Genomic DNA, 20660 nt, shown 5'->3' with positions numbered 1-20660 from the left:
GATGATTGATCTAAGAAAACTCACCGACGACCAGCGGGCGCTCGTCGAGACCGTGCGACACTTCTCTGAAACCGCGCTCGTACCCTACGCCAATGAGCGAGACCAGCAGAAAATCTTTCCGATCGACGTGCTCGCACAGGCTGGCGAACTCGGGCTCGGCGCCATTTACACGAGCGAAGAACACTGTGGATCGGGCCTGACAAGGGCCGACACCGCGATCATCTTCGAGGAGCTCGGCCGGGGCGACCCGGCGCTTGCTGCGTATATTTCGATCCACAATATGGTCGTCTGGATGATCGACACCTTCGGTAACGATGCGCAGCGGGCGAAGTGGATTCCGAGGCTCGCAAGTATGCATGAACTATCGAGCTACTGTCTCACAGAGCCCGGCGCGGGCTCTGACGCAGCGGCGCTCACGACGACGGCTCGCCGCGATGGCGACGAGTACGTGATCAACGGCTCGAAGCAGTTCATCTCGGGGGCGGGCACCTCGCGCGTGTATCTCGTGATGGCGCGAACTGGGGGCGAGGGCGCGCACGGGGTGAGTGCGATTCTCGTTCCGGCCGAATCCGACGGACTGAACTTCGGGGTGCCCGAGAAGAAGATGGGCTGGAACACGCAGCCCACTCGCGCCGTCATGTTTGACGACGTGCGTGTGCCGGTCGAGAACCGACTCGGCGATGAGGGGCAGGGTTTCTCGATCGCGATGCGCGGCCTGAATGGTGGCCGGTTGAACATTGCGGCCTGTGCACTGGGTGGGGCGCAGTGGGCGCTCGAGCAGTCGATCCACCATCTCAAAGAACGCGAAGCCTTCGGGGCGCCGCTCGCCACTAAGCAAGCTCTCGTGTTCAAACTCGCCGACATGGAGACCGAGCTGCAAGCGGCGAGGCTACTGCTGTCGCGGGCGGCAGAGGCGCTCGATACGGGGCATCCAGAGGTCGCGACAGTCTGCGCGATGGCGAAGCGTTTTGTGACCGACGCAGCCTTCAATGCCGCGAATTCGGCGCTGCAACTGCACGGTGGCTACGGGTACCTGTCGCAGTTTGGCATCGAACGCGTGGTGCGCGACCTGCGGGTGCACCAGATTCTCGAGGGCACCAACGAGATTATGAACGTCATTATTGGCCGCACTTTGCTCGAGGAATGACCACGACACTGGGAGGAGCGTTCGCATGACCACGATTGCGGTAATTGGACTTGGCCACATGGGTGGACCGATGGCGGGCAACCTCGTCAAAGCCTGGCATGAGGTGCGAGGCTTCGACATCATGCCCGCGGCGCTTGAGGCGGCGCGCGCTCGAGGGGTGGTGATCGCTGAGTCAGCGGTCGATGCGGTGCATGGCGCCGAGATCGTGATCACGATGCTGCAGGCGGGGAGCAGCGTCATCGAGCTATATGAGGGTGGGCTGCTGGCCGCAGCTGACCCGGGGACACTGTTTATCGAGTCATCAACCATCGCGGTCGATGATGCTCGCAAGGCTCACGATCTCGCGGTCGCCGCTGGCCACCAAAACGTCGATGCACCGGTGTCTGGGGGCGTGGTCGGCGCCGAGGCTGGCACGCTCGCCTTCATGGTCGGTGGATCTGAGGCCGATTTTGCACGCGCACTCCCGGTGCTCGAGGTCATGGGTAAGCGGATCGTGCACTGCGGCGCCTCGGGTCTCGGACAGGCGGCGAAGGTGTGCAACAACCTCATTCTCGGTGTGTCGATGATCGCCGTGAGTGAGGCATTCGTGCTCGGAGAGAAGTTGGGGCTCACCCACGACGCGCTCTACGAGGTCGCTTCAAACGCGTCGGGGCAGTGCTGGTCGCTCACTACGAATTGCCCGGTGCCGGGGCCCGTGCCCACGAGCCCGGCTAACAACAACTACGAGCCCGGTTTTGCGAGCGCGCTCATGGCGAAAGACCTTGGGCTGGCCGAGGCAGCGCTCGACCTCACCGGCGTTGATGCGCGCGCGGGCAGGCTCGCGAGCGAGCTGTACCACGCCTTTGCTGAGGGGGCCGGGCAGGGCAAGGACTTTTCGGCGATCATCGAGGATGTGCGCTCACGCAGCGCTCAGGAACGCTGATACTCAGCGGGCAGAGGGTTCGCCGAGCGGCTCTCGGTGCTCAGTAGCACCACGACCGAATCCGGCCCGAGCCCAAGTGATTCAAAATGCGGCTTCGCTGCGCGAATCCCCGCGAGCGTTGACGCCCCGCACGGGCCCGCGTCGACTCCAAGATTTTCGAGGTCGTGCACGGCCTGGGCGGTAGCCGGGTCGCTCACCGCGATGGCGGCGTCGAGCCCGTCGCGAAGGTCAGGCCATGCGCTCGCAGATGGGGTGCCGCAGTTGAGGCCGGCCATGATGGTTGGCGAGGTGTGGATCGACACCGCATCGCCCGCGTACAGCGATGCGAGGATTGAGGGGGCGCGATCCGCCTCGACGCTCAACACACTCGGCCGATGCACAGCACCCTCGACGCGATAGTGCCTGAGGGCTGCGAGAATCAGGGAACCCACGCCGACCGGCACAGCGAGGAGGTCGAGTCGCTCGACCTCGCGTTCGAGGAGCTGCGCGTCGATCTCTTCGAAGAGGGTGAGATAGCCGTCGACGATCCACCCCGGAATCTTCTCGTACCCGGGCCAAGCAGTGTCTTGCACGTGGATGCCGCGATCGCCCAGTTCATCAGCGACCCGCCTTGCGTGCGCTACAACTTCGTCGTATTCGAGCGCGAGCTCAGTGACCTCAGCACCCTCGGACTCGATAGCTCGTATGGCGTCGCGGGTCGTCGACTCTGGCACAAAAATGCGAGCCGACAAGTCGAGAATCCCTGCCATGTGCGCGACCGCGCGACCGTGGTTGCCGTCGGTTGCGGCAACGAGGGTGGGGCGGGCGGCCACCTCAAGGCGCTTACGGAGTTCGTCGATCGGGAGCGCGCGATCCGCCTCACCAAGAAACTCGGAGACCGCCCGCGCTACCGCGTACGCAGCACCGAGAATCTTGAACGAGGGCATCGACATGCGCCCCGATTCATCTTTGATGAACACCCGAGCGATCCCGAGCTCGCGCGCTAGATCGGGAACTTCGGTCAGCGGAGTCGGCGCGTACCCAGGAGATGAGCGGTGAAACTCCACGGTTGAAGTGACCGGGGCCGCTCTCCACTCGCGAGCCTCGGCGCGGCAGTACCAGTGTTCGGGTGCGGTCATATGTCCAGTATCGGACTCACCGCGGGTTCTCGCGAGGGTAGCGACCGCCGGTGAACTGTGGTTAGTGCTCGTTCGCCGCGACGATCGCCCGTACTTGTCGCTTTGCGCGCAACAGCATGCCGGTCATTCCGGCTATGCGCAGCGGGGAGACCGCCTGCGTAAGGCCGATGGTCTGGGGAAAGTCGTCGGGAATCGCGAGCATCTCTTCAACCTCGAGCCCAGAAATGCCCTGCGCGAGAATGCTCGCGAATCCGCGCGTTGTCGGCGCCTCAGGCGGGGCAGTCGCGTGCATCGTCACGATGCCATCGTTCACTTCAAGCACGATGTACACCGGTGACTGACACTCGACAACCCGCTCCTGCAACTCGGGATGATCGGCAAGGCGCGCTGGCATCTCAGGAAGATCGTCGGCAAACTCGAGCAGCAGCTGCAGGCGCTCAGGGTGCTCAAGCGAGAGAAAATCCTCGCGGATCTCGGCAAGTACCGGCGGCAGATTCGTCACTATGCCGCGGCCTTCGGTGCTTCGCCGGGCTCGGCACCCGTAACGATCGGTACGCGCACCGCGCTGCCCCACTCGGTCCATGACCCGTCATAGTTGCGTACGTTCTTGAAGCCCAAGAGAAACTGAAGCACGAACCAGGTGTGAGACGAACGCTCGCCGATGCGGCAGTAGGCAACAATGTCGTCTCCGGCCTGGAGGCCAGCATCACCCAAGTAGATTTGCTCGAGTTCGCTGCGCGACTTGAAGGTGCTGTCTTCGGCCGCCGCGCGACCCCAGGGCACATTTTGGGCGGAGGGAATGTGACCGCCGCGCAACGCGCCCTCTTCTGGGTACGCAGGCATCGTCGTGCGCGATCCGTCATATTCTTCTGGCGAGCGCACATCGATGAGCGGATTGCCAAAGTGGACGAGGACGTCGTCTTTGTACGCGCGCAGCGACACGTCATTGCGCTCGATCACTGGGTAGTCGGTGGGAGTGACAGTCGCGACCTCGCGCGTGAGTTCGCGGCCCTCTGCGATCCACTTCTCACGACCACCATCGACCAACCGCACGTCTTCGTGCCCAAACAGCGAGAACACCCAGAGAGCGTAGGCCGCCCACCAGTTGCTCTTGTCACCGTAAATGACCACGGTGTCGTCGCGCGAAATTCCCTTGCGCGACATGAGGTCGGCGAAGCCGGCGCCGTCGACGTAGTCGCGAACAACGGGATCGTTGAGCTCGGTGTGCCAGTCGACCTTCACGGCGCCCGGAATGTGGCCTGTTTCGTACAGCAGCACGTCTTCGTCTGATTCGACCACCACGAGCCCAGGGGTGCCGAGATTCTCAGCGAGCCACTGGGTCGAAACCAGGCGCTCGGGGTGAGCGTACTCGGCGAACTTCGGATCAGTGGTGTCAGTACTCACGGTCATGTCTCAAGGGTAGCCCCCCGAGCATGGCGGTGCCAGGGAGCTTGGCGGTGCCGGGCGGTGCTGTCAAGGGGGTTCACGCGGGAGAAGCGAACCGAAACCATGGAGCACACACCACGGTGGGTCGGTTAAGACCCCGATCCGCGAGAACGGAGGGAATATGAGTACTGCAGAAGACATTACCCAGGAGCGAGTCGTCGACATCATGCGCGACGAGCGATTCGTCATGCTTTCGACCGCGACGGCCGATGGCAAGGTCGTCTCACACCCCATGACGCCGCAAGAGGTGACCGACGGCGCAAATGTTTGGTTCCTCCTCGGGTTACAGGGCGACCAGGCCGACGCAATTAGAGTGAATCCCCACGTGAATCTTGCGTTCGCAGAAACGGGGAGCTGGCTTTCGGTCTCAGGCGTTGCCGAGTTTGTAGAGGATCGCTCCAAAGTCGCCGAACTCTGGGACGGGCAGCTCGACGAATACTTCACGGGACCCGACGACCCAAACCTTGGCCTGCTCAAGTTCGTCGGTCAGTCGGCCCAATACTGGGGTGTTCCCGGTGGTGGCATGGTTGCGGCCGTGAAAATCATGGCGTCGAAGGTGACTGGATCGGAGCCTCCCGGCCAGATGGGTACAGTCGAGCTGTAACTCGATCTGAGGTTCCGCACGTCTGTTCTTTTTAGTGCACGTCGTCGACGGGAACGCGCTTGAGCATGCGCTCTGATGGAATCACGCGCCAAGCAATCACCGCGGAGAGCGCGAGCAGCACGGCGGCGATGATCGAGGTGACCTGCATGCCTGCCGTGAACGCGTGCTGCGCGGCGGTGAGCAGGTCGGGGTTCGAGGTGCCGACCACGGCGCTTCCGGTCGCTAGAGATTGGTGGATCGCTGACGCCGCCGGCTCAGCCACGCCCTCGAGCGAGGGCAGATTAGCGCGATAAAGCGCAGTGTGGAGCGAACCCAGCACGGCGATGCCCATGGCGACGCCGAGCTCGTACGCGGTCTCGGAGATCGATGATGCTGCTCCTGCGCGTGCCTTGGGTGCGGCGCTCACGACAGCATCGACCGAGAGCGTCATTGCGAGCCCCGCACCGAGGCCAACAACAGTGAGCGCAACGATGACCCAGATGAGGCCCGGCAGACCCTCGGCCACGGCAAGAAACCCGAGGCCAAGCGCCGCGATGAAGAGGCCGATGCCAATTGACCGGCCGAGGCCGAACCAACGCAAGCTCGCAGTGATGATGAGGATCACGGCCGCCGAAGCGACGGCCGAAGGCAGCTCGGCGAGGCCAGCCTGAAGCGGGGAGAGTCCACGCACAAGTTGGAGATACTGCGAGAGGAAGAACAGGAGTCCCACGAACGCGAAGATTGAGAGTCCGTTTGCCCCGACTGCGCCTGCGAATGCAGGGATTCGGAAGAGTTCGAGGTCGATAAGCGGAGTGGTGAGTCGACGTTGGCGGCGCACGAAGATCCACCCCGATGCAACACCGATGATGATCGTCACCGGAACCGTCCAATCAAAACCGGTGCCCACAAGGTGCTTGAGGGCGTAGACGACTGGCACGATCGTGGTGATTGAGAGGATTGACGACAGCACGTCGATTCGTGGGCGCGACGGGTTGTATGACTCGGGCAACAGGAAGATGCCGGTCGCGAGTATGAGCACCACGACGGGCACGTTGATGAGAAAGACGCTGCCCCACGAGAAATGCTCGAGGAGCAGGCCACCCACCAGTGGCCCGATGGCCGCGCCTGCCGTCGCCCCGGCAGACCAGATAGCGATCGCCCGGGTGCGCTGAGCGGGAACCTCGAAGACGTTGCGCACGATCGCGAGCGTCGACGGCATAAGCGTTGCGCCGAAGAAGCCGAGAAGCGCACGGGCCGCAATGAGCATCTCAGGTGATGTTGAGAATGCGGCCATGACCGAGGCGAGACCGAACCCGAGTGACCCTATGAGGAGCAACTTCTTGCGCCCGATGCGGTCTGCAACGTTGCCCATGGTCACGAGCAAGCCCGCGATAGCGAAGGAATAGATGTCACCGATCCACAAAATCTGCGTCGCGCTCGCCGCAAGGTCAGCCGTGAGCGCTGGCACGGCGAGTGCAAGCACAGTGCCATCGACCGCAAGTATCAGCACTGTGAGCGTGAGCACTGCGAGCGCAAGCCATTGGCGGGCCGAGCCGCCGACCTTCGTGGACATTCCAATTCCTTCTCTGTACAAACCATTTGGTCGGTAACAGCATACTGGATGGTATGCTGGTTGCGGAAGTCGACGGAGTTTTCTGTAGCTGCATCGCAGCGCGGAGAGGGGACACACCTGTGACGGCACAGAACCTAGAGCGCACCGCAGAGCGAAACTCGACACGCACGCAACGCCAAATACTCGACGCGGCCGCGCATGTGATCGGCGAGGTGGGCACCGCGATGACGCTCGCCCAGGTGGCCGAAGCCGCAGGAGTGTCCAAGGGTGGGCTCATGCACCACTATTCGGGGCGTCTCCAACTGCTCATCGCAGTCGTTGACGACGCGAATGATCGCTTCCGCGAAGCGGTGACAGGCAATCTCGACCTGTCAGAGAATGCGCCCGGCAAGATGTTGCGCGCCTACGTGCGCACGCTCTGCGGTGGCGACCTCGAGGCGGCGAACTACTTCGGGTCTGCCCCGATTTGGAATGGCCTGTATGGTCTGCCCGAGATTCGCGAGGTGATGGATGCCGACACGGTGTGGTGGGAAGAGCAGCTAGCGCTCGACGGCCTCGACCCACTGGTGATCCGCATGGTGCGCCGCGCAGCCGAGGGGCTGGCTGCTGCCTACAGCTACAGCGAGGAAACGAAGGAAGACCTGCAAGAGGCGCGCGACCTGCTGCTCGAGATGACCGTACAGGGCGTTGGTCTGCACCAGGTGAACGCCGCATAACCATTGCGCGCTCAATCTTGACTCGCTTATCGCCGCGCGACACGCTAGAAAGGTGTCGCATTCCGCCGAGGTCTTCCGGGCCTTTCTCAAGCTTGGCGTAACGTCATTCGGCGGCCCGGTCGCCCATCTCGGCTACTTTCGAGAAGAACTCGTTGCCAAGCGCAAGTGGGTGAGTGAGCAGCAGTACAGCGAGCTTGTTGCGATCTGCCAATTCCTACCCGGACCGGCATCGAGCCAGGTCGGGTTCGCACTCGGGCTCATTCGAGGTGGGTATCTTGGGGCGCTCGCGGCCTGGACCGCCTTCACGCTCCCCTCGGCGATTCTGCTCGTACTTTTCGCTATCGGTGCGGTGACCCTTGACGGGGCAATTGGCGCCGGCGTCATCTCGGGTCTCACCGCGGTTGCCGTAGCAGTTGTCGCGCATGCGGTGTGGGGCATGGCGCGCACACTCACCCCCGACCTTCGCCGCATCGGCATCGCGATTGTTGCGGCCTTGCTCGCTCTGCTCCTTCCCGGAGCAATCGGTCAGGTCGCCGCGATTGGCGTAGGTATCTTGGCGGGCGTGGCCTGGTGTAGGCGGGTGGATCAGCCCGAGGCAACACCATTGCAGATCGGGGTGTCGCGTCGAGCCGGCGTCGTAGCCCTCACGTTCTGGATGCTTCTGCTCGTGCTCCTCCCGATCGCGGCGGCGACGACCCGGAGCCCCGGGGTATCGCTTATCGACGCGTTTTACCGCTCAGGTGCGCTGGTGTTTGGGGGCGGGCACGTGGTGTTGCCGCTGCTCGCAGCAGAACCAGCGATTGCCAACGCTGTAACTCCTGAACAAATCCTTGCTGGATATGGCGCAGCGCAGGCGGTTCCTGGGCCGCTATTCACCTTCGCCTCGTTCCTCGGTTTCGAGATGGGTGTGGGTGGATCAGCACCGCTCACCGCACTTATCGCGCTCATCGCGATCTTTCTACCCGGCATGCTCCTCCTGCTTGCCGTACTCCCGTTTTGGTCGCAGGTTCGGGGGAAGCCGGTCATGCGCGCGGCGATCGCAGGCGCGAATGCGGCGGTAGTGGGGATCTTGGCAGCGGCGCTCTGGAACCCGGTAGTCACGTCGGGAATCACCAGCCCGGCGACGCTTGTCATAGCTGGGGTCGGGCTTGTTCTGCTGTTCGCGGCACGGTTTCCTGCGTGGGCCGTCGTGCTCACGGGTGTCGTAGCCGGGGCGCTGTCTGGCGCGACAGGTTTTGGGTTGTTCTGGTGAGGCGTCTCACCCTACTCGGGCCGACCTAGCTCACTGGCTGGCGCAGAATGGTGCGCAGCTTCTCGGGCGCAGTTTTGCGTGGATCGCTCAAGTAGATCTCGTGGTGCTTGCCCGTGAGCCTCAGACATTGAGCCGGAATGAACTCGTCGTGCATGCGCGCGAGCACAGGCCCCTCATCGTCAAATGAGCCCACGTGCAGCGTCTGCACGCTCGTTCCTTCGGCGAGCGACTCCAGGCGAATGTCGTCGAGTTTCTCGGGAGCTCCCATTGAGCGCACCTCTGCGATCGCCGCGTCGACAAGTGCCGCGTCGATCCACTCGGGAACCATGAGCATCATTGTCCAGTGCCACTGCGACTTGTCTCGTGAGGTCGTGAACGCGGCCATGTCGTCGGCCCACCACAGACCCTCGAGCGGCGGTACGACGTAGTCGCGATCGAGCTGACGCTTGCTCGCAAACTTCAGCTTGTATGCGACGGGGTAGAGCGCTTCGAGTGCGGCCGCGTACTCGGGCGATGTGTTTGGATCGCCGTGCCCGTCGACCATGAGGTACTGCATCTCGGGTACTTCAATGACCTCGAATACTCCCCGCTTCGCGCGGTACGAGGCGAGGGTCTTCTTGAAATCAACCTTCTCGGTCATATTGCGGTCTTCAAAGTGTTGGGCGTCTTGGAGTTCGTGTTCAGCGGTCGCCAGAGGTCGACCACGAACTGCAGCGCTACGAGAAGGATCGCGGCCGCTGGGGGCCAGTCGAACCGAGTGATGAGAAAGACCCCGATGATCACGGTGAAGTGGAGCACGAAGATGCGAGCGTAGGGCGCGAAGAACAGCTTGCGCAGTGGCGGGAGATTCTCGCTCGGTGCCATGGCCGCGAGCACGAATTGCACGATTGAGCCGATCGCCCATGCGACGATGATGCCGCGCAGGTCAAAAGTGGCCTCTTGCGTGAGCGCACCTGGCAACCAGGCTGGGCCTGCGCCACCAGTCGAGCCCGCGCCGCCTGACGCCTGGAAGAGCCCGTTGAAGACCCCAGACACAATGAGAAACACGAACACCCCGTGCACAAGCGTGAAGATTCCGTAGTGCACGGCGAAGAACACGACCATGAGTGGTTTCTGCGCACTGCCGGTAACTTGTCGACCATTGAAAGTGAGGCTCACGGATTCGCCGGGCGCCTCCGGCGTGCGCGTGCGAATCATGTCGATCTCCGTGCGGATCCCAACCGTAATGTTCTGCAGCCAGTACAGCACGATCACCGAGCGCCAATCCCAGTCAAAGAGAAAGATGCCCACGATTGGGAGCACCAGGTAGACGGCTGATGAGACGAGGCGTTCGATCACGTATCCATCGTACGTTCTTGGTGCGACATTGGTGGTGGATCACCGGGTGGCGGGTCTCCGCGCCCGACAATCATTCCCCGTCGACGTAAAACCAGCGCCCACCCTCGCGCACAAAGCGGCTGCGCTCGTGCTGCTCAAATCGCCCATCCTCTCCGCGCCCAATCGCGGTGAACGTGACGGTGCCCTCGGTGTCGAATGGCCCTCCCTGCTCTGTGCTTTCGACGATGAGGCGCAACCAGCGGATCTCGGGATCGAGTTCGAGCTCCTCGGGTCGAGTCGACGCGTGCCAGGTTTCAAGCAGGTAATCACGCAGCCCGAGCGCAAAGGCTGAGTAGCGAGACCGCATGAGCTGTGCGGCGGTCGGTGCTGCCTCACCGTCGTGAAATCTGCCGCAGCACGCGGCGTACGGGTTGCCGAGGCCGCAGGGGCAGCGAAGTTCTTCGGGGGGGACGCTCACCGATCCACAGTATCGAAACTCACACTTGCCATCTGTATTAGTGTCGTAATACAGTGGTACACACGAAGCAACGACGAATGAAAGGAGTGACCATGCAAATTGATGATTCGCGGCCCATCTGGGCGCAGCTCGTCGACGAGTTTCGCAGGCGCATCGCCGCGGGCGAGTGGGAGATCGGCGCCAAAGTGCCGTCGGTTCGCGAACTCGCGCTCGAGCTCGGTGTGAATCCGAACACAGTGCAAAAGGCGCTCGGCGAAGTGGATCGCCTGGGCCTCACCACCACCGAGCGCACCGCGGGCCGATTCGTGACGAGCGACCAGGCGTCGGTATCCGACGCAAGAGCCGAACTCGCCACTACAACTGCCGACGGCTATGTGCACTCGGCGAGGGGCCTCGGCATGAGTCTTCGCGAAACTACCGACCTGCTCGCCGAGCGCTGGGCCGTGGACGAGGCGGGATCCACAAAGGACACCGAAACAACCAAACTTTCTCAACCCGAACGAGAGGATGAGCGATGAACGACCAACCAATCGCCGCAATCGAAGTCGCGAACCTGCGCAAGTCGTATCGCGGCCGTCCTGCACTAGCGGGGCTCAACCTGCAACTGAAGCCGGGTCAGATCGTCGGCCTCATGGGCGACAACGGATCTGGCAAGACCACGCTCCTGAAGATTCTCGCCGGAGTACTCGCTGAATGGGAGGGCGAGGCACGCGTCGCGGGGCTCGAGCCCGGACCGGAATCGAAGGCACTCGTGTCTTTCCTTCCCGACGCTTCCTTCCTGCCCGACTCACATAAGCCTGCCGACTCGATTGCGCAGTTCACAAGGTTCTTCGACGATTTCGACGCGAAGAAGGCTCGTGACATGGTCGACTTCTTCGGCCTGCCGTGGGATCGCAACCTCAAAGAAATGTCGAAGGGCATGCGCGAGAAGCTGCAGATCTCACTCGCGATGTCGCGCAGGGCTCGCGTGTATTTGCTCGACGAGCCAATTTCGGGGGTGGATCCCGCTTCGCGCGACGTGATTCTGCGAGGCATTCTGCAGAACTTCGCCGATGACGCACTCATGCTCATCTCAACCCACCTCATTCAAGACGTCGAACCGATTGTCGACTCGGTGATTTTCCTGCGTGCTGGCCAGGTGCTGCTGCAGGGTGATGCCGACGAGCTTCGAACCGAACACGGTGTGAGCCTCGACGCCCTCTTCAGAAAGGTGTACGCATCATGATCCGCACACTGTTTGCCCAAGAATTTCGCATCACCCGCAAGTGGCTGTTCACTTCGGTCGGCATCGCCTTGCTTGTCGCCCTTGCCGCATTTGCTCTCGCGATGTTCATCGGGGCGTTGCCGCTGATCCTCGGCGTGTTTGCAATCGGCATCATCACCCCGATGGTCATGGGTATTCTCGTCGCCAGCTATTGGCGCACCATGTACGGCAGCGAGGGCTACTTCACCATGAGCCTGCCGGTTCGCGGTCGCACATTGTACGCAGTGAAGGTGGCGTACGGCTTGCTGGCTGTGCTCGTCTCAGCAGTGATTACCGTGCTCGCAACTCTCGCTGGGGTGCTCCTCTTTTACCGTTCGCTCGGCGCGAGCAGTGCCGAGGTGTTCGAGGAAATCGGCAAATTGATCGACGTATTCGGCCTGGGAGTGTTCTGGTTCCTGGTCGTGTGCATCGTGACGCAGCTCGCGTTCACGGTGATCGCCGGTGCAACAATTATGAGCGTCGGTGCTGAGGGAAAGTTCAATCACCTCGGATTCGGGGCCCCGGTGATCGGCGCGATCATCTTCTACGTGATCATGCAGATCGTGAGCTTCGCTTCGATGCTCTTTATCCCATTCGGGTTGAAGATCGACGAAGCGGGAGCGGGACCCATCGTCGCCCAGGGCATGTGGAGCGACTTCGTGGCGTCGGTCACGAATCCCGATGCGGGTGACCCAGGCGTCATCGGGCTCGGCATTGTGCCAGTGAGCATCGTGCTCGCGATCGTGCTCGCCTGGTGGGGTGCCCGCTCGGTGGATCGCCGCACCTCGCTCCGCTAGGGGGAAGTCGTCACCAATCCGAGTCAGAGTTTGCGGTTACACCTTGAAGGTTGGACGCAAACTCTGACTCGGATTTTAGTGTCTTCCTACTCCCCGCGGGTGAACACCGCGACGGACTCGAAGTGGTGGGTGTGCGGGAAGATGTCGAACGCACGCAGCTCGAGCATGTCGTACCCCGAGTCGAGCAGCGACTTCGTGTCGCGGGCGAGCGCGACCGGGTCGCACGCGACGTACACGATGTTCTGGGGTGAGAGTTCGGCGAGCTGTGCGGTTACGTTGCCGCCCGCGCCAGAGCGGGGTGGATCGAGCACGACCGTGCCCCGGCGCAAGCGATCGCGCACGGGCGCCGATGCCTTGAGGAGGTCGGCGAGGTGCCGATCCACCTTTGCGGTGACCGCGAGCGCCCCCACAATTTCAGAGAGATTCTCGGCCGCGTTATCGGTCGCGGCCTCATCGACCTCGACGGTCGTGACTTTTAGCCCCTGCCCTGCGGCCTCGGCCATTGCGGCGGCGAGCAGACCGACCCCGCCATAGAGGTCGAGGTTGCCAGCGGCGGGGTCGAAGAGCCCCTCCTCGGCGAGAGCCGAAACCGCGTCTGCAACCGCACCGAACAGCATTGCCGGTGCCTCGCGGTGCACCTGCCAGAACCCACCGGCGCGCACGATGAAGCCGCGATCTTCGACGAGCTCGCGCACGAGGTCATTGGCGCCGCTCGCAGACTTCGAACCGACCTCGGTGAGCAGCATTCGTGGATCATCAGCGGAAGGCGCAACAAGGTCGACGGTCTGCAGGCCACCCATCTGCTCGAAAAGTGGAGCGATCTGATTGATGCCTTCGATAGCGAGCGGAAGTGACTCGACCGGGATCACGCGGCGGCTTCGCGCGGCGTACGGGCCAACCGTGCCGGTCTCGGGGTCGACATGGAGTCGAACCCGGGTGCGGTAGCCGAGCCCGTTTGCCTCATCGTCGCCGTCGGCCGGTTCGACGAGTTCAGCAAGTACATCTGCGAAGTCTTCGTCTTCCTCAGCTGCGAGCTCGATGTCTCCGAAGCGTGACATCGAGTCGACGAGCACCTCGGCCTTGAGCACCCGCTGCCGTTCGAGCGCAATGTGCCCGAATTCTGCGCCGCCGGGGCGTTCCTCGGGGTCACGGTCGACCGAGGCTTCGGCCCAGATGTGGTCCCGCCGATCCGCCGACGCGTCGAGCACCCGGGTGACTGCGGCCCGGGCAAACGACTTCTTCTTCGCGTCGGTCACGCGCGCGAGCACCCGCTCGCCCGGAATTGCGTCGGCGACGAAGATAACGCGGCCCTCGTGCCGCGCGACGCTCACCCCGCCGTGGGCAATGCCGGTGATTTCGAGTTCAACCTCGGTGCCGACCTCAAGTGGGCTGGTGCTGCGCTGTTCAGACATGAGCACTATTCTCCCATCACTTTGCGCAAGATCCTGGGCGTTCGTTCCCCGCTTGTAGCGCCGGGCGTATGCTGAAGCTGTGAAGCACGCAAGCGATGATGCGGTTGCGGTCCGGCTTTCTGGGCTGACGGTGAAGCGCGGGCATCGAGAGGTGCTCTCGGGCCTCACCCTCGACATTGCGGTGGGCAAGGTCACGGGGGTGCTTGGCCCGTCTGGGTGCGGAAAGACGACGCTGTTGCGCTCAATCGTCGGCGCGCAGGCGAATGTCGGCGGGGATGTGCGGGTGCTCGGGCTACCAGCTGGCTCGCGAGAATTGCGCACGCGAGTTGCGTACGCAACGCAGGCCGCCTCGGTCTACGACGACCTCAGCGTGATGCAGAACCTGGGCTTCTTTGCGAGTGCCCTCGGTGCGCCGAAGGGTGACGCCGAACGCGTGGTGGATCTCGTTGGCTTGCGCAACGAGGCCAAACAACGCGTGGAATCCCTCTCTGGTGGGCAGCGAAACCGGGTCTCGCTCGCCGCGGCACTGCTCGGGAGCCCCGAGCTCATCGTGCTCGACGAGCCGACAGTCGGTCTCGACCCGGTGCTGCGGGCAGAGCTGTGGGATTTGTTTGCCAGGCTTGCGGGCGAGGGCGCCGCGCTCATCGTGAGCAGCCACGTGATGGACGAGGCGCTCCGCTGCGACCGCCTGTTGCTGCTCCGCGAGGGCGAGGTCATCGCCGACACGACACCGCACGCTCTTCTCTCCGATACGGGTGCTCCCGATCCCGAATCCGCGTTTCTCGAAGTGATTCGAGCGCACGAGGGAGGAGCGTCGTGAACCCGGCCCGAACCCTCGCCGTCGCTGCTCGAGTGCTGCGGCAGCTCTCGCATGATGCACGCTCGGTCGTGCTGCTGCTCGTTGCGCCGCCGCTCCTCGTCGGTTTGTTCGCCTGGCTGTTCGACGAGCAAGATGGCGTGTTTGACCAGCTCGGCGGGCCGATCCTCGCCCTCTTCCCATTCATTCTCATGTTCGTCGTGACGAGCGTGACGACGCTGCGCGAACGCAGGTCGGGCACACTCGAACGCCTGATGACCACCCCGCTCGGCAAGGCAGACTTCATCGTTGGGTACGCGCTCGCCTTTGGGCTCATCGCCGTTGTGCAGGCGGTGTTTACCGTTGCTTACGCGGTGCTGGTTTGCGGGCTTACGGTCGAGGGCCCAGTCTGGCAGCTCGGTCTCGTCGCCGTGCTCGATGCTCTGCTCGGAACCGCCCTTGGCCTGCTCGCAAGTGCCTTCGCCCGCACTGAGTTTCAGGCGGTGCAGTTCATGCCGCTCGTCGTGATCCCTCAGATTCTCGTGGGCGGGTTGCTCATGCCGCGCGACCAAATGCCCGAGGTGCTGTACAACATCTCGAACTGGCTGCCGCTAAGTTACGCGGTCGATGCCGTCAATGCGGTGACCGCGGGTGACGAGGGGTGGGAGCTTTGGAAGCCACTCATCGTGATCGCCTGCGTTTCGCTCGCTGCGCTTGTGCTGGCGTCAGTGACGCTGCGCCGCCGTACTCCGTAGGGGACCTATAGGTGGTGGCTAGTCTGTTGGGCGCGCCTCAATTGCTCTTTAGCTCGCGTCATTGTCTGAGGCAGCATGCCCCAAGGTGGACTCGCGCACAATAATTGACGGCGGAAAAATCATGGTTTGACTGGATCCGGGTTCCTCGAGAATAAGCTTCGCCGCAGCCTCACCCATGTCAAAGGTGGGTTGAGTGATGACTGAAAGCGGCGCAGCAAGGTGGGAAGCCCACTGGAAGTCGTCGATTCCGAGGATCGCGATATCTTCGGGAATACGTAGTCCGCTGCCGGCAAGTGCTTCATAGGCTCGGAAGGTTGCGGCACCAGTGGTTGCAAAAACTGAATCGATCCGTCCCTGCTGCCAATAAGTCTGAATTGTTTGCGCTAGATCGGCGCTCGGCGCGGAAAGTGAATCCAGTTTGTGGACTTGTTCGTCAGCAATATGCAAACCCGCGGCCTGTGCCGCGTCGCGGAAACCTTGTGTGCGCTCTATTGAGGTCAACCGCAGCGGAGTTTGATTCACGATGAGCGTGCGCGTACAACCAATCTCGGTCAAATGCTGCAATGCAAGATTTCCCGCTGCGATGTTATCGAGCCTAATGCTATGCGCCCGCGGATGGATGAAGGTCGGTTCCCGAGTGATATACACACATTCGGTACCAGATTCGGCCATGTTGAGTATGAGGTCGTCATGATGATGCGCAGCTGTTATGAGGCCGCGCACCCTGTGCGAGTCCATAAGGGAGAGGATCTGCTCCTCTTGGTCCATGTCACGATTGCCCGCAGCTAGATAGGCCAGCGCCCCTGCGCGACTTGACACATGGGTAATGCCTTCAATAAGGCCCACGTAGTACGGGCTGCGCATGTCGGCAAATAGAACGCCGATGGAATTTGAGCGACCCGCAAACACCGCTCGCGTGAGGTCGCTCGGGCGGTAATTCAAGGACTTGGCTGCCTCTTCCACACGGTTCCGTGTTGCTTCAGTCACTGCCGAACTTCCGCTAAGCACTCGAGAAACCGTAGCCGTAGAGACGCCAGCTGTCGCGGCTACCTTTGCGATTGTCGCCCTTCGATTTTTCGTCACGATGTGAACACTACCGTCAAAAAGTTGTGGGGTTGGGAGTTGAATTTAGAGGATTCAAGATTCTCGAACTTCGATAACAGTTGCAAAAAGTACTTGACATGCTTACAGTGTAACTAGTTACATTTGAATGACAACGTCGTCCAAAATAACTCAAGAATGCGACCGAGCTATATCGATCGTTAGACGGATGGATGAATTCCAGCCGTAGGACAGGAAGCCAGAGCTATCGAATTTTCCAGCCTGACTTCGTCGCAAACATCCAAGATGCGGCTTTTGCAGACCTGAAATCCTTATGCCCAAATACAGAAAGTTAGAAGACATGACTTCAGAGAATAAACTGTTAATCGACTCAGTCTCGGTTGACATTCTCGGCAATCACTTACTCGCGACGGCCGAAGAAATGGGCGTTGCGTTGATCCGCGCTGCCTATTCTCCGAATATTAAGGAACGTCGGGACTGCTCAACCTCTCTCCTCGATCGGGAGGGTCGTACGATTGCCCAGGCAGAACATATCCCACTTCATATGGGGTCGATGTTTGGATTCATACCACGCTTATTGGAGCAATTCGGAGATGACATTCACGAGGGTGATGTATTTCTTTCCAACGACCCGTACGTAGGGGGTAGTACACACCTTCCAGACGTATCAGTTGTCGCCCCGATGTTTGCGGACGGAAAACTTGCGGGGTTTGCGGCCAGCGTTGCGCACCATGCCGAAATGGGCGGGTCACTCGGTGGCGCACCCGACATCTTTTCAGAAGGCCTGCGGATCCCGCCGGTGAAGATTATCTCCGGTGGTCTCGTTGACGACCAGGTTATGCGGTTCATCTTGAACAATTGCCGTGCTCCTTTGGATCGGCGTGGGGACCTCCGGGCACAGTTCGCAGCAGTTCGGCTGGGAGTTCAACGCTATGCGGACCTCTGTGAAAAGTACGGACCCGAGTATGTGCTTCAAGCCACCGAACTGTGGCTTGATAAGGCCGAACAGCAGGTCCGGTCGGCCCTCGAGAAGGTCACGCCAGGAACCTACTCATTTGTTGATTACATTGATTATGACGGTGCTGGCACCGAAGATATCGAGATCAAAGTTGCAGTCAGTATTAGCGCTGACAACGTCAGCGTCGACTTCTCAGGTACTTCGAGTCAGGTTCCAGGCCAGATCAATGTGGTGCCATCAGCTCTTGACGCTACAGTCTATTACGCGATCAAGGCCGCGCTGGATCCGGAGCTTCCTGCAAATTCGGGGTTCTATCGCGTGATCGACATTCAGGCAGAGCGGGGTTCAATTCTGAATCCGATTGATCCAGCTCCGGTTTGGTCGCGATCTGATACTTGCCAGCGTGTCGCCGAAGCGATTCTAGGCGCTCTGGCCCCCGCGCTTCCAGATCGAATTCCTGCAGCTTCGCACGGCTCCATTCCAAGCATTCACCTCCACGGGCGGTACCCCGAATCAGGACAGTTCTTTAGCTACGTTGAGAGCTATGGGGGTGGTTTTGGTGCATCGCCTGCTGGCGATGGACCCGATGGGGTGCACTCGCATTTGACCAACACTGCCAACACCCCAAATGAGGTCATGGAAATCGCCTATCCATTCCGGATCAAACGATACGGACTGAGAAGTGGTTCTGGTGGGGAGGGCCATTTTCGAGGCGGGGAGGGTATTGTCCGCGAGATTGAGACACTTGTCCCAGGCGTTCGTCTTCGTACCAAGGGCGACAGAGTCCGTACCGGACCATGGGGTCTCGCGGGGGGTGGTGCTGGTAGCACGCTCAGAGTGACGATTGATCCAGAGACCGACCAAGAGTGGATCTATCGCAGGGAGGATAACGGAACTTCGTTACCCCAGGGCAGCATTATCCGAATTGAAACCGCTGGTGGCGGCGGTTATGGCCAGCCGGAAGCCGCCGCAGGAACCGTGTCGGCTGAGATCAGCCAGAACGAGAGCAAGATAGGAGGCGGAAAATGACCCGCATTGGAATTGATATCGGTGGAACATTTACGGATGTCGTCGCGGAAGTGGAGGGACGTTTCTACAGTGCAAAAGTGCCGTCAACCCGCCCGAACCCCGACGAAGCTGTGTCACATGCGATCGAGGTCATCCTTCAGCGCTCGGGGGCTGCACCTGAGTCGGTTTTCGGTGTGAGTCATGGCACAACTGTTGCGACAAATGCCGCTATCGAAGGTGAATTTGCGCAGGTTGGATTCTTGACGACTGCAGGATTCGCCGATGTTCTTGCGGTGGGAAGACAGACCCGCGAGGGGCTGTATGACCTGTTGTTCCGGAGCCGCCGGATCCTTGTTCCCGCAAACATGCGTATCGAACTCGATGAGAGAATGAGTGCCGAAGGCGTGCCTCTGGTTGCGCCGGAGAGGGAGCAGGTTCGAGAAAAGGTCGCAAGCCTTATTGAGGACGGTGCAGAGGTGCTGTGTGTGGGGTTCTTGCACTCCTACATTAATGCTGAGCACGAGCGTCAAGTTGCCGAATGGATTAGCGAAGACTTCCCTCGGATTCCAGTGTGGACCTCGGCTGAAGTTGCGCCAGAGTTTCGTGAGTACGAGCGATTCTCGACAGCAGTCTTGGATGCGGCGCTTGGACCGCTTATGAAGCGTTACCTAGAACGGTTCTCAGAGCGTGTTGAAGATGCATCTATCTTTGTACACCCTTTGCTGATGCACTCGGCTGGAGGGCTTGCAACATTGAGTGATGCCGGCAAACATCCCACAATGACCTTGCTTTCTGGCCCAGCTGCTGGAGTACTGGGAACAATTGAAACAGGTCAGCGGCTCAATCGTTCTGAACTTCTCACCTTTGACATGGGAGGAACGAGTGCCGACCTGAGTTTGATTCACGGGGGCAAGCCGACCATGCTTCGACTCCGTGAGGTCGAACGAGTCCCGGTACTTGGGAACAGCCTCGACATCAGCACCATTGGTGCGGGCGGAGGTAGCATCGCGTGGGTAGATTCAGGGAAGCGGTTGCGCGTTGGGCCCCGCTCGGCCGGAGCGCGGCCAGGACCGGCTGCCTATGGGCACGGTGGTACTGAGCCTACTGTCACGGATGCGCTCGTCTTAGTTGGTCTTATTCCAGCGAATCTCGAACTTGGGTCGAGCGTGACGATCCACTATGACGCCGCGCTGCAAGCGATGAAGACAATTGCGGACGAACTGGGGCTTGACCCGGTGGGTGCAGCTCGTGCGGTGCTCGATATCGTAAACACAAACATGTCTCTCACCGCCAGAAAGTTGGTTCTCGAACGCGGCCTAGACCCACGTGATTTCACCCTTGTTGCATTCGGAGGTGCAGGCCCAATGCATTCTGTGGACGTTGCTCGTGAACTTGGCATAAGAGAGGTTCTTATTCCCGCGACACCCGGAACGATGTGTGCACTAGGACTTTTGGTCTCTGACCAGGAAGCAGAGTTTGTATCTTCGCAAATCATTGAGTTGGATGCTGAAAACCTCAAAGCTCTCAACACATTGGCGAGTGGGTTGCAACATGAGGCTTCGGTATGGGTACAAGAGCAAGCAGTGCACGGCGGAGTGCCGGACTATCGACTACGCGCAGATATGAGGTACCGAGGCCAACACCATGCACTGGCAGTGGATCTCTCGGATCTTCCACTCACAACTGAATCCCTCGAAATTGCACGGAGGGCATTCATTAATGCGCACCGTGCACAGAACGGATATGCCGCGGAAGACGAAATTATTGAGTTGGTGAGCGTGCGCCTGGAGGCGAGCGTAGCTTTGCCACGCATCGAGGATTCACCTACAAGCTATGCTTCACAAGGTGCGCCTGCGGACCGGATCCTCTCTCGAGAAATAGAGGTTTGGTGGGAACGTGATCGGAGTTCTGCTACTCGGGCGGTTCACCGCTCTGAGATTGAAGTGGGTAGCGAGATCACCGGACCCGCACTCGTGTTTCAAGAGGACACCACAATCGCGGTGCCCCGGGGGCAACGTTCACTCCACTCGTAGACGGTTCAGCGATTATCAACACTGGCCTTACCGCAGGCTCGCCA

20 protein-coding genes and 1 pseudogene are annotated in these 20660 nt (G+C 61.0%); 12 read left to right on the top strand and 9 right to left on the bottom strand.

Annotation, left to right across the window (positions count from 1 at the left end):
- Position 1: 1 nt before the first annotated feature.
- The gene (locus H9L06_RS07515) at positions 2 to 1147 is read left to right on the top strand and encodes an acyl-CoA dehydrogenase family protein (RefSeq protein ID WP_187554611.1); all 1146 of its coding nucleotides are present in this window, start codon (positions 2 to 4) and stop codon (positions 1145 to 1147) included.
- Positions 1148 to 1172: 25 nt separating this feature from the next.
- Positions 1173 to 2069, top strand: a complete 897-nt coding sequence (gene mmsB, locus H9L06_RS07510) for a 3-hydroxyisobutyrate dehydrogenase (protein WP_187554610.1) — start codon at positions 1173 to 1175, stop codon at positions 2067 to 2069.
- On the opposite strand, the gene H9L06_RS07505 is transcribed toward mmsB, so the two are convergent.
- From H9L06_RS07505 to H9L06_RS07495, 3 genes are all read right to left on the bottom strand, one after another.
- Positions 2057 to 3187 (bottom strand): pyridoxal-phosphate dependent enzyme, encoded by a 1131-nt coding sequence (locus tag H9L06_RS07505; RefSeq protein WP_187554609.1) that lies wholly within the window; start codon positions 3185 to 3187, stop codon positions 2057 to 2059. The genes mmsB and H9L06_RS07505 overlap by 13 nt on opposite strands.
- Positions 3188 to 3248: 61 nt before the next feature.
- Positions 3249 to 3692, bottom strand: coding sequence for a SufE family protein (locus H9L06_RS07500; RefSeq protein ID WP_382336291.1), 444 nt, complete (start codon positions 3690 to 3692; stop codon positions 3249 to 3251).
- Positions 3689 to 4597 carry a sulfurtransferase gene (locus H9L06_RS07495; RefSeq protein WP_187554607.1) on the bottom strand — a complete coding sequence of 303 codons (909 nt, stop codon included), beginning with the start codon at positions 4595 to 4597 and terminating at the stop codon, positions 3689 to 3691. The genes H9L06_RS07500 and H9L06_RS07495 overlap by 4 nt, the downstream gene beginning before the upstream one ends.
- 157 nt (positions 4598 to 4754) lie before the next feature.
- On the opposite strand from H9L06_RS07495, the gene H9L06_RS07490 reads away from it, so the two are divergent.
- The gene (locus H9L06_RS07490) at positions 4755 to 5237 is read left to right on the top strand and encodes a pyridoxamine 5'-phosphate oxidase family protein (protein ID WP_187554606.1); all 483 of its coding nucleotides are present in this window, start codon (positions 4755 to 4757) and stop codon (positions 5235 to 5237) included.
- A 31-nt stretch (positions 5238 to 5268) separates the two neighbouring features.
- Here the strand turns inward: H9L06_RS07490 and H9L06_RS07485 are convergent, their stop codons facing one another.
- Positions 5269 to 6789: an MFS transporter gene (locus H9L06_RS07485; RefSeq protein ID WP_187554605.1), complete on the bottom strand. Its 1521-nt coding sequence runs from the start codon at positions 6787 to 6789 to the stop codon at positions 5269 to 5271.
- Between the two features lie 119 nt (positions 6790 to 6908).
- Here H9L06_RS07485 and H9L06_RS07480 point away from each other — a divergent pair, with 119 nt between their 5' ends.
- Positions 6909 to 7505, top strand: coding sequence for a TetR/AcrR family transcriptional regulator (locus H9L06_RS07480; RefSeq protein WP_187554604.1), 597 nt, complete (start codon positions 6909 to 6911; stop codon positions 7503 to 7505).
- A gap of 52 nt (positions 7506 to 7557) precedes the next feature.
- Positions 7558 to 8757, top strand: coding sequence for a chromate efflux transporter (gene chrA / locus H9L06_RS07475; RefSeq protein WP_187554603.1), 1200 nt, complete (start codon positions 7558 to 7560; stop codon positions 8755 to 8757).
- A 25-nt stretch (positions 8758 to 8782) separates the two neighbouring features.
- Here the strand turns inward: chrA and H9L06_RS07470 are convergent, their stop codons facing one another.
- The 3 genes from H9L06_RS07470 to H9L06_RS07460 form a co-directional block, all read right to left on the bottom strand.
- Entirely contained in the window at positions 8783 to 9397 is a 615-nt protein-coding gene (locus H9L06_RS07470; RefSeq protein ID WP_187554602.1) for a GyrI-like domain-containing protein, read from the bottom strand.
- Positions 9394 to 10095 carry a DUF6498-containing protein gene (locus H9L06_RS07465; RefSeq protein WP_187554601.1) on the bottom strand — a complete coding sequence of 234 codons (702 nt, stop codon included), beginning with the start codon at positions 10093 to 10095 and terminating at the stop codon, positions 9394 to 9396. The genes H9L06_RS07470 and H9L06_RS07465 overlap by 4 nt, the downstream gene beginning before the upstream one ends.
- Before the next feature lie 70 nt (positions 10096 to 10165).
- The gene (locus H9L06_RS07460) at positions 10166 to 10552 is read right to left on the bottom strand and encodes a YchJ family protein (protein ID WP_246454308.1); all 387 of its coding nucleotides are present in this window, start codon (positions 10550 to 10552) and stop codon (positions 10166 to 10168) included.
- Between the two features lie 92 nt (positions 10553 to 10644).
- Between H9L06_RS07460 and H9L06_RS07455 the strand changes: the two genes are divergently transcribed.
- From H9L06_RS07455 to H9L06_RS07445, 3 genes and pseudogenes are all read left to right on the top strand, one after another.
- On the top strand, positions 10645 to 11070 hold the full coding sequence (locus tag H9L06_RS07455; RefSeq protein ID WP_187554600.1) for a GntR family transcriptional regulator: 426 nt from the start codon (positions 10645 to 10647) through the stop codon (positions 11068 to 11070).
- Between the two features lie 86 nt (positions 11071 to 11156).
- Positions 11157 to 11777 (top strand): annotated as a pseudogene (locus H9L06_RS07450) (ATP-binding cassette domain-containing protein); the annotation flags it as partial.
- Positions 11774 to 12592, top strand: a complete 819-nt coding sequence (locus H9L06_RS07445) for a hypothetical protein (RefSeq protein WP_187554598.1) — start codon at positions 11774 to 11776, stop codon at positions 12590 to 12592. The pseudogene H9L06_RS07450 and the gene H9L06_RS07445, both read left to right, overlap by 4 nt.
- Before the next feature lie 86 nt (positions 12593 to 12678).
- Here H9L06_RS07445 and H9L06_RS07440 read toward each other — a convergent pair whose 3' ends face one another.
- Positions 12679 to 14004, bottom strand: coding sequence for a class I SAM-dependent RNA methyltransferase (locus H9L06_RS07440; protein WP_187554597.1), 1326 nt, complete (start codon positions 14002 to 14004; stop codon positions 12679 to 12681).
- A 79-nt stretch (positions 14005 to 14083) separates the two neighbouring features.
- Between H9L06_RS07440 and H9L06_RS07435 the strand changes: the two genes are divergently transcribed.
- Together H9L06_RS07435 and H9L06_RS07430 are read left to right on the top strand one after the other, a co-directional pair.
- Positions 14084 to 14824, top strand: a complete 741-nt coding sequence (locus tag H9L06_RS07435) for an ABC transporter ATP-binding protein (RefSeq protein ID WP_187554596.1) — start codon at positions 14084 to 14086, stop codon at positions 14822 to 14824.
- On the top strand, positions 14821 to 15555 hold the full coding sequence (locus H9L06_RS07430; RefSeq protein ID WP_187554595.1) for an ABC transporter permease: 735 nt from the start codon (positions 14821 to 14823) through the stop codon (positions 15553 to 15555). Before H9L06_RS07435 ends, H9L06_RS07430 begins: the two co-directional genes overlap by 4 nt.
- 48 nt (positions 15556 to 15603) lie before the next feature.
- Here the strand turns inward: H9L06_RS07430 and H9L06_RS07425 are convergent, their stop codons facing one another.
- The gene (locus tag H9L06_RS07425) at positions 15604 to 16563 is read right to left on the bottom strand and encodes a LacI family DNA-binding transcriptional regulator (protein WP_246454306.1); all 960 of its coding nucleotides are present in this window, start codon (positions 16561 to 16563) and stop codon (positions 15604 to 15606) included.
- A 367-nt stretch (positions 16564 to 16930) separates the two neighbouring features.
- Between H9L06_RS07425 and H9L06_RS07420 the strand changes: the two genes are divergently transcribed.
- Positions 16931 to 18604: a hydantoinase B/oxoprolinase family protein gene (locus H9L06_RS07420; protein WP_187554593.1), complete on the top strand. Its 1674-nt coding sequence runs from the start codon at positions 16931 to 16933 to the stop codon at positions 18602 to 18604.
- Positions 18601 to 20616: a hydantoinase/oxoprolinase family protein gene (locus H9L06_RS07415; RefSeq protein WP_187554592.1), complete on the top strand. Its 2016-nt coding sequence runs from the start codon at positions 18601 to 18603 to the stop codon at positions 20614 to 20616. The genes H9L06_RS07420 and H9L06_RS07415 overlap by 4 nt, the downstream gene beginning before the upstream one ends.
- The last annotated feature ends 44 nt before the right edge of the window (positions 20617 to 20660 follow it).

Origin of the sequence: Leucobacter denitrificans, assembly GCF_014396385.1 — a bacterium.
Classification (GTDB): Bacteria; Actinomycetota; Actinomycetes; order Actinomycetales; family Microbacteriaceae; genus Leucobacter; species Leucobacter denitrificans.
The sequence above is the reverse complement of the archived record's forward strand: the minus strand, read 5'-3'. Positions and strand labels throughout refer to the sequence as shown.

What these genes read in the sequence shown, in the direction of transcription:
- H9L06_RS07515 (WP_187554611.1), top strand. Translation starts at nt 2, where the DNA reads ATGATTGATCTAAGAAAACTCACCGACGACCAGCGGGCGCTCGTCGAG.
- mmsB (WP_187554610.1), top strand. Translation starts at nt 1,173, where the DNA reads ATGACCACGATTGCGGTAATTGGACTTGGCCACATGGGTGGACCGATG.
- H9L06_RS07505 (WP_187554609.1), bottom strand. Translation starts at nt 3,187, where the DNA reads ATGACCGCACCCGAACACTGGTACTGCCGCGCCGAGGCTCGCGAGTGG.
- H9L06_RS07495 (WP_187554607.1), bottom strand. Translation starts at nt 4,597, where the DNA reads ATGACCGTGAGTACTGACACCACTGATCCGAAGTTCGCCGAGTACGCT.
- H9L06_RS07490 (WP_187554606.1), top strand. Translation starts at nt 4,755, where the DNA reads ATGAGTACTGCAGAAGACATTACCCAGGAGCGAGTCGTCGACATCATG.
- H9L06_RS07485 (WP_187554605.1), bottom strand. Translation starts at nt 6,789, where the DNA reads ATGTCCACGAAGGTCGGCGGCTCGGCCCGCCAATGGCTTGCGCTCGCA.
- H9L06_RS07470 (WP_187554602.1), bottom strand. Translation starts at nt 9,397, where the DNA reads ATGACCGAGAAGGTTGATTTCAAGAAGACCCTCGCCTCGTACCGCGCG.
- H9L06_RS07455 (WP_187554600.1), top strand. Translation starts at nt 10,645, where the DNA reads ATGCAAATTGATGATTCGCGGCCCATCTGGGCGCAGCTCGTCGACGAG.
- H9L06_RS07445 (WP_187554598.1), top strand. Translation starts at nt 11,774, where the DNA reads ATGATCCGCACACTGTTTGCCCAAGAATTTCGCATCACCCGCAAGTGG.
- H9L06_RS07440 (WP_187554597.1), bottom strand. Translation starts at nt 14,004, where the DNA reads ATGTCTGAACAGCGCAGCACCAGCCCACTTGAGGTCGGCACCGAGGTT.
- H9L06_RS07420 (WP_187554593.1), top strand. Translation starts at nt 16,931, where the DNA reads ATGCCCAAATACAGAAAGTTAGAAGACATGACTTCAGAGAATAAACTG.
- H9L06_RS07415 (WP_187554592.1), top strand. Translation starts at nt 18,601, where the DNA reads ATGACCCGCATTGGAATTGATATCGGTGGAACATTTACGGATGTCGTC.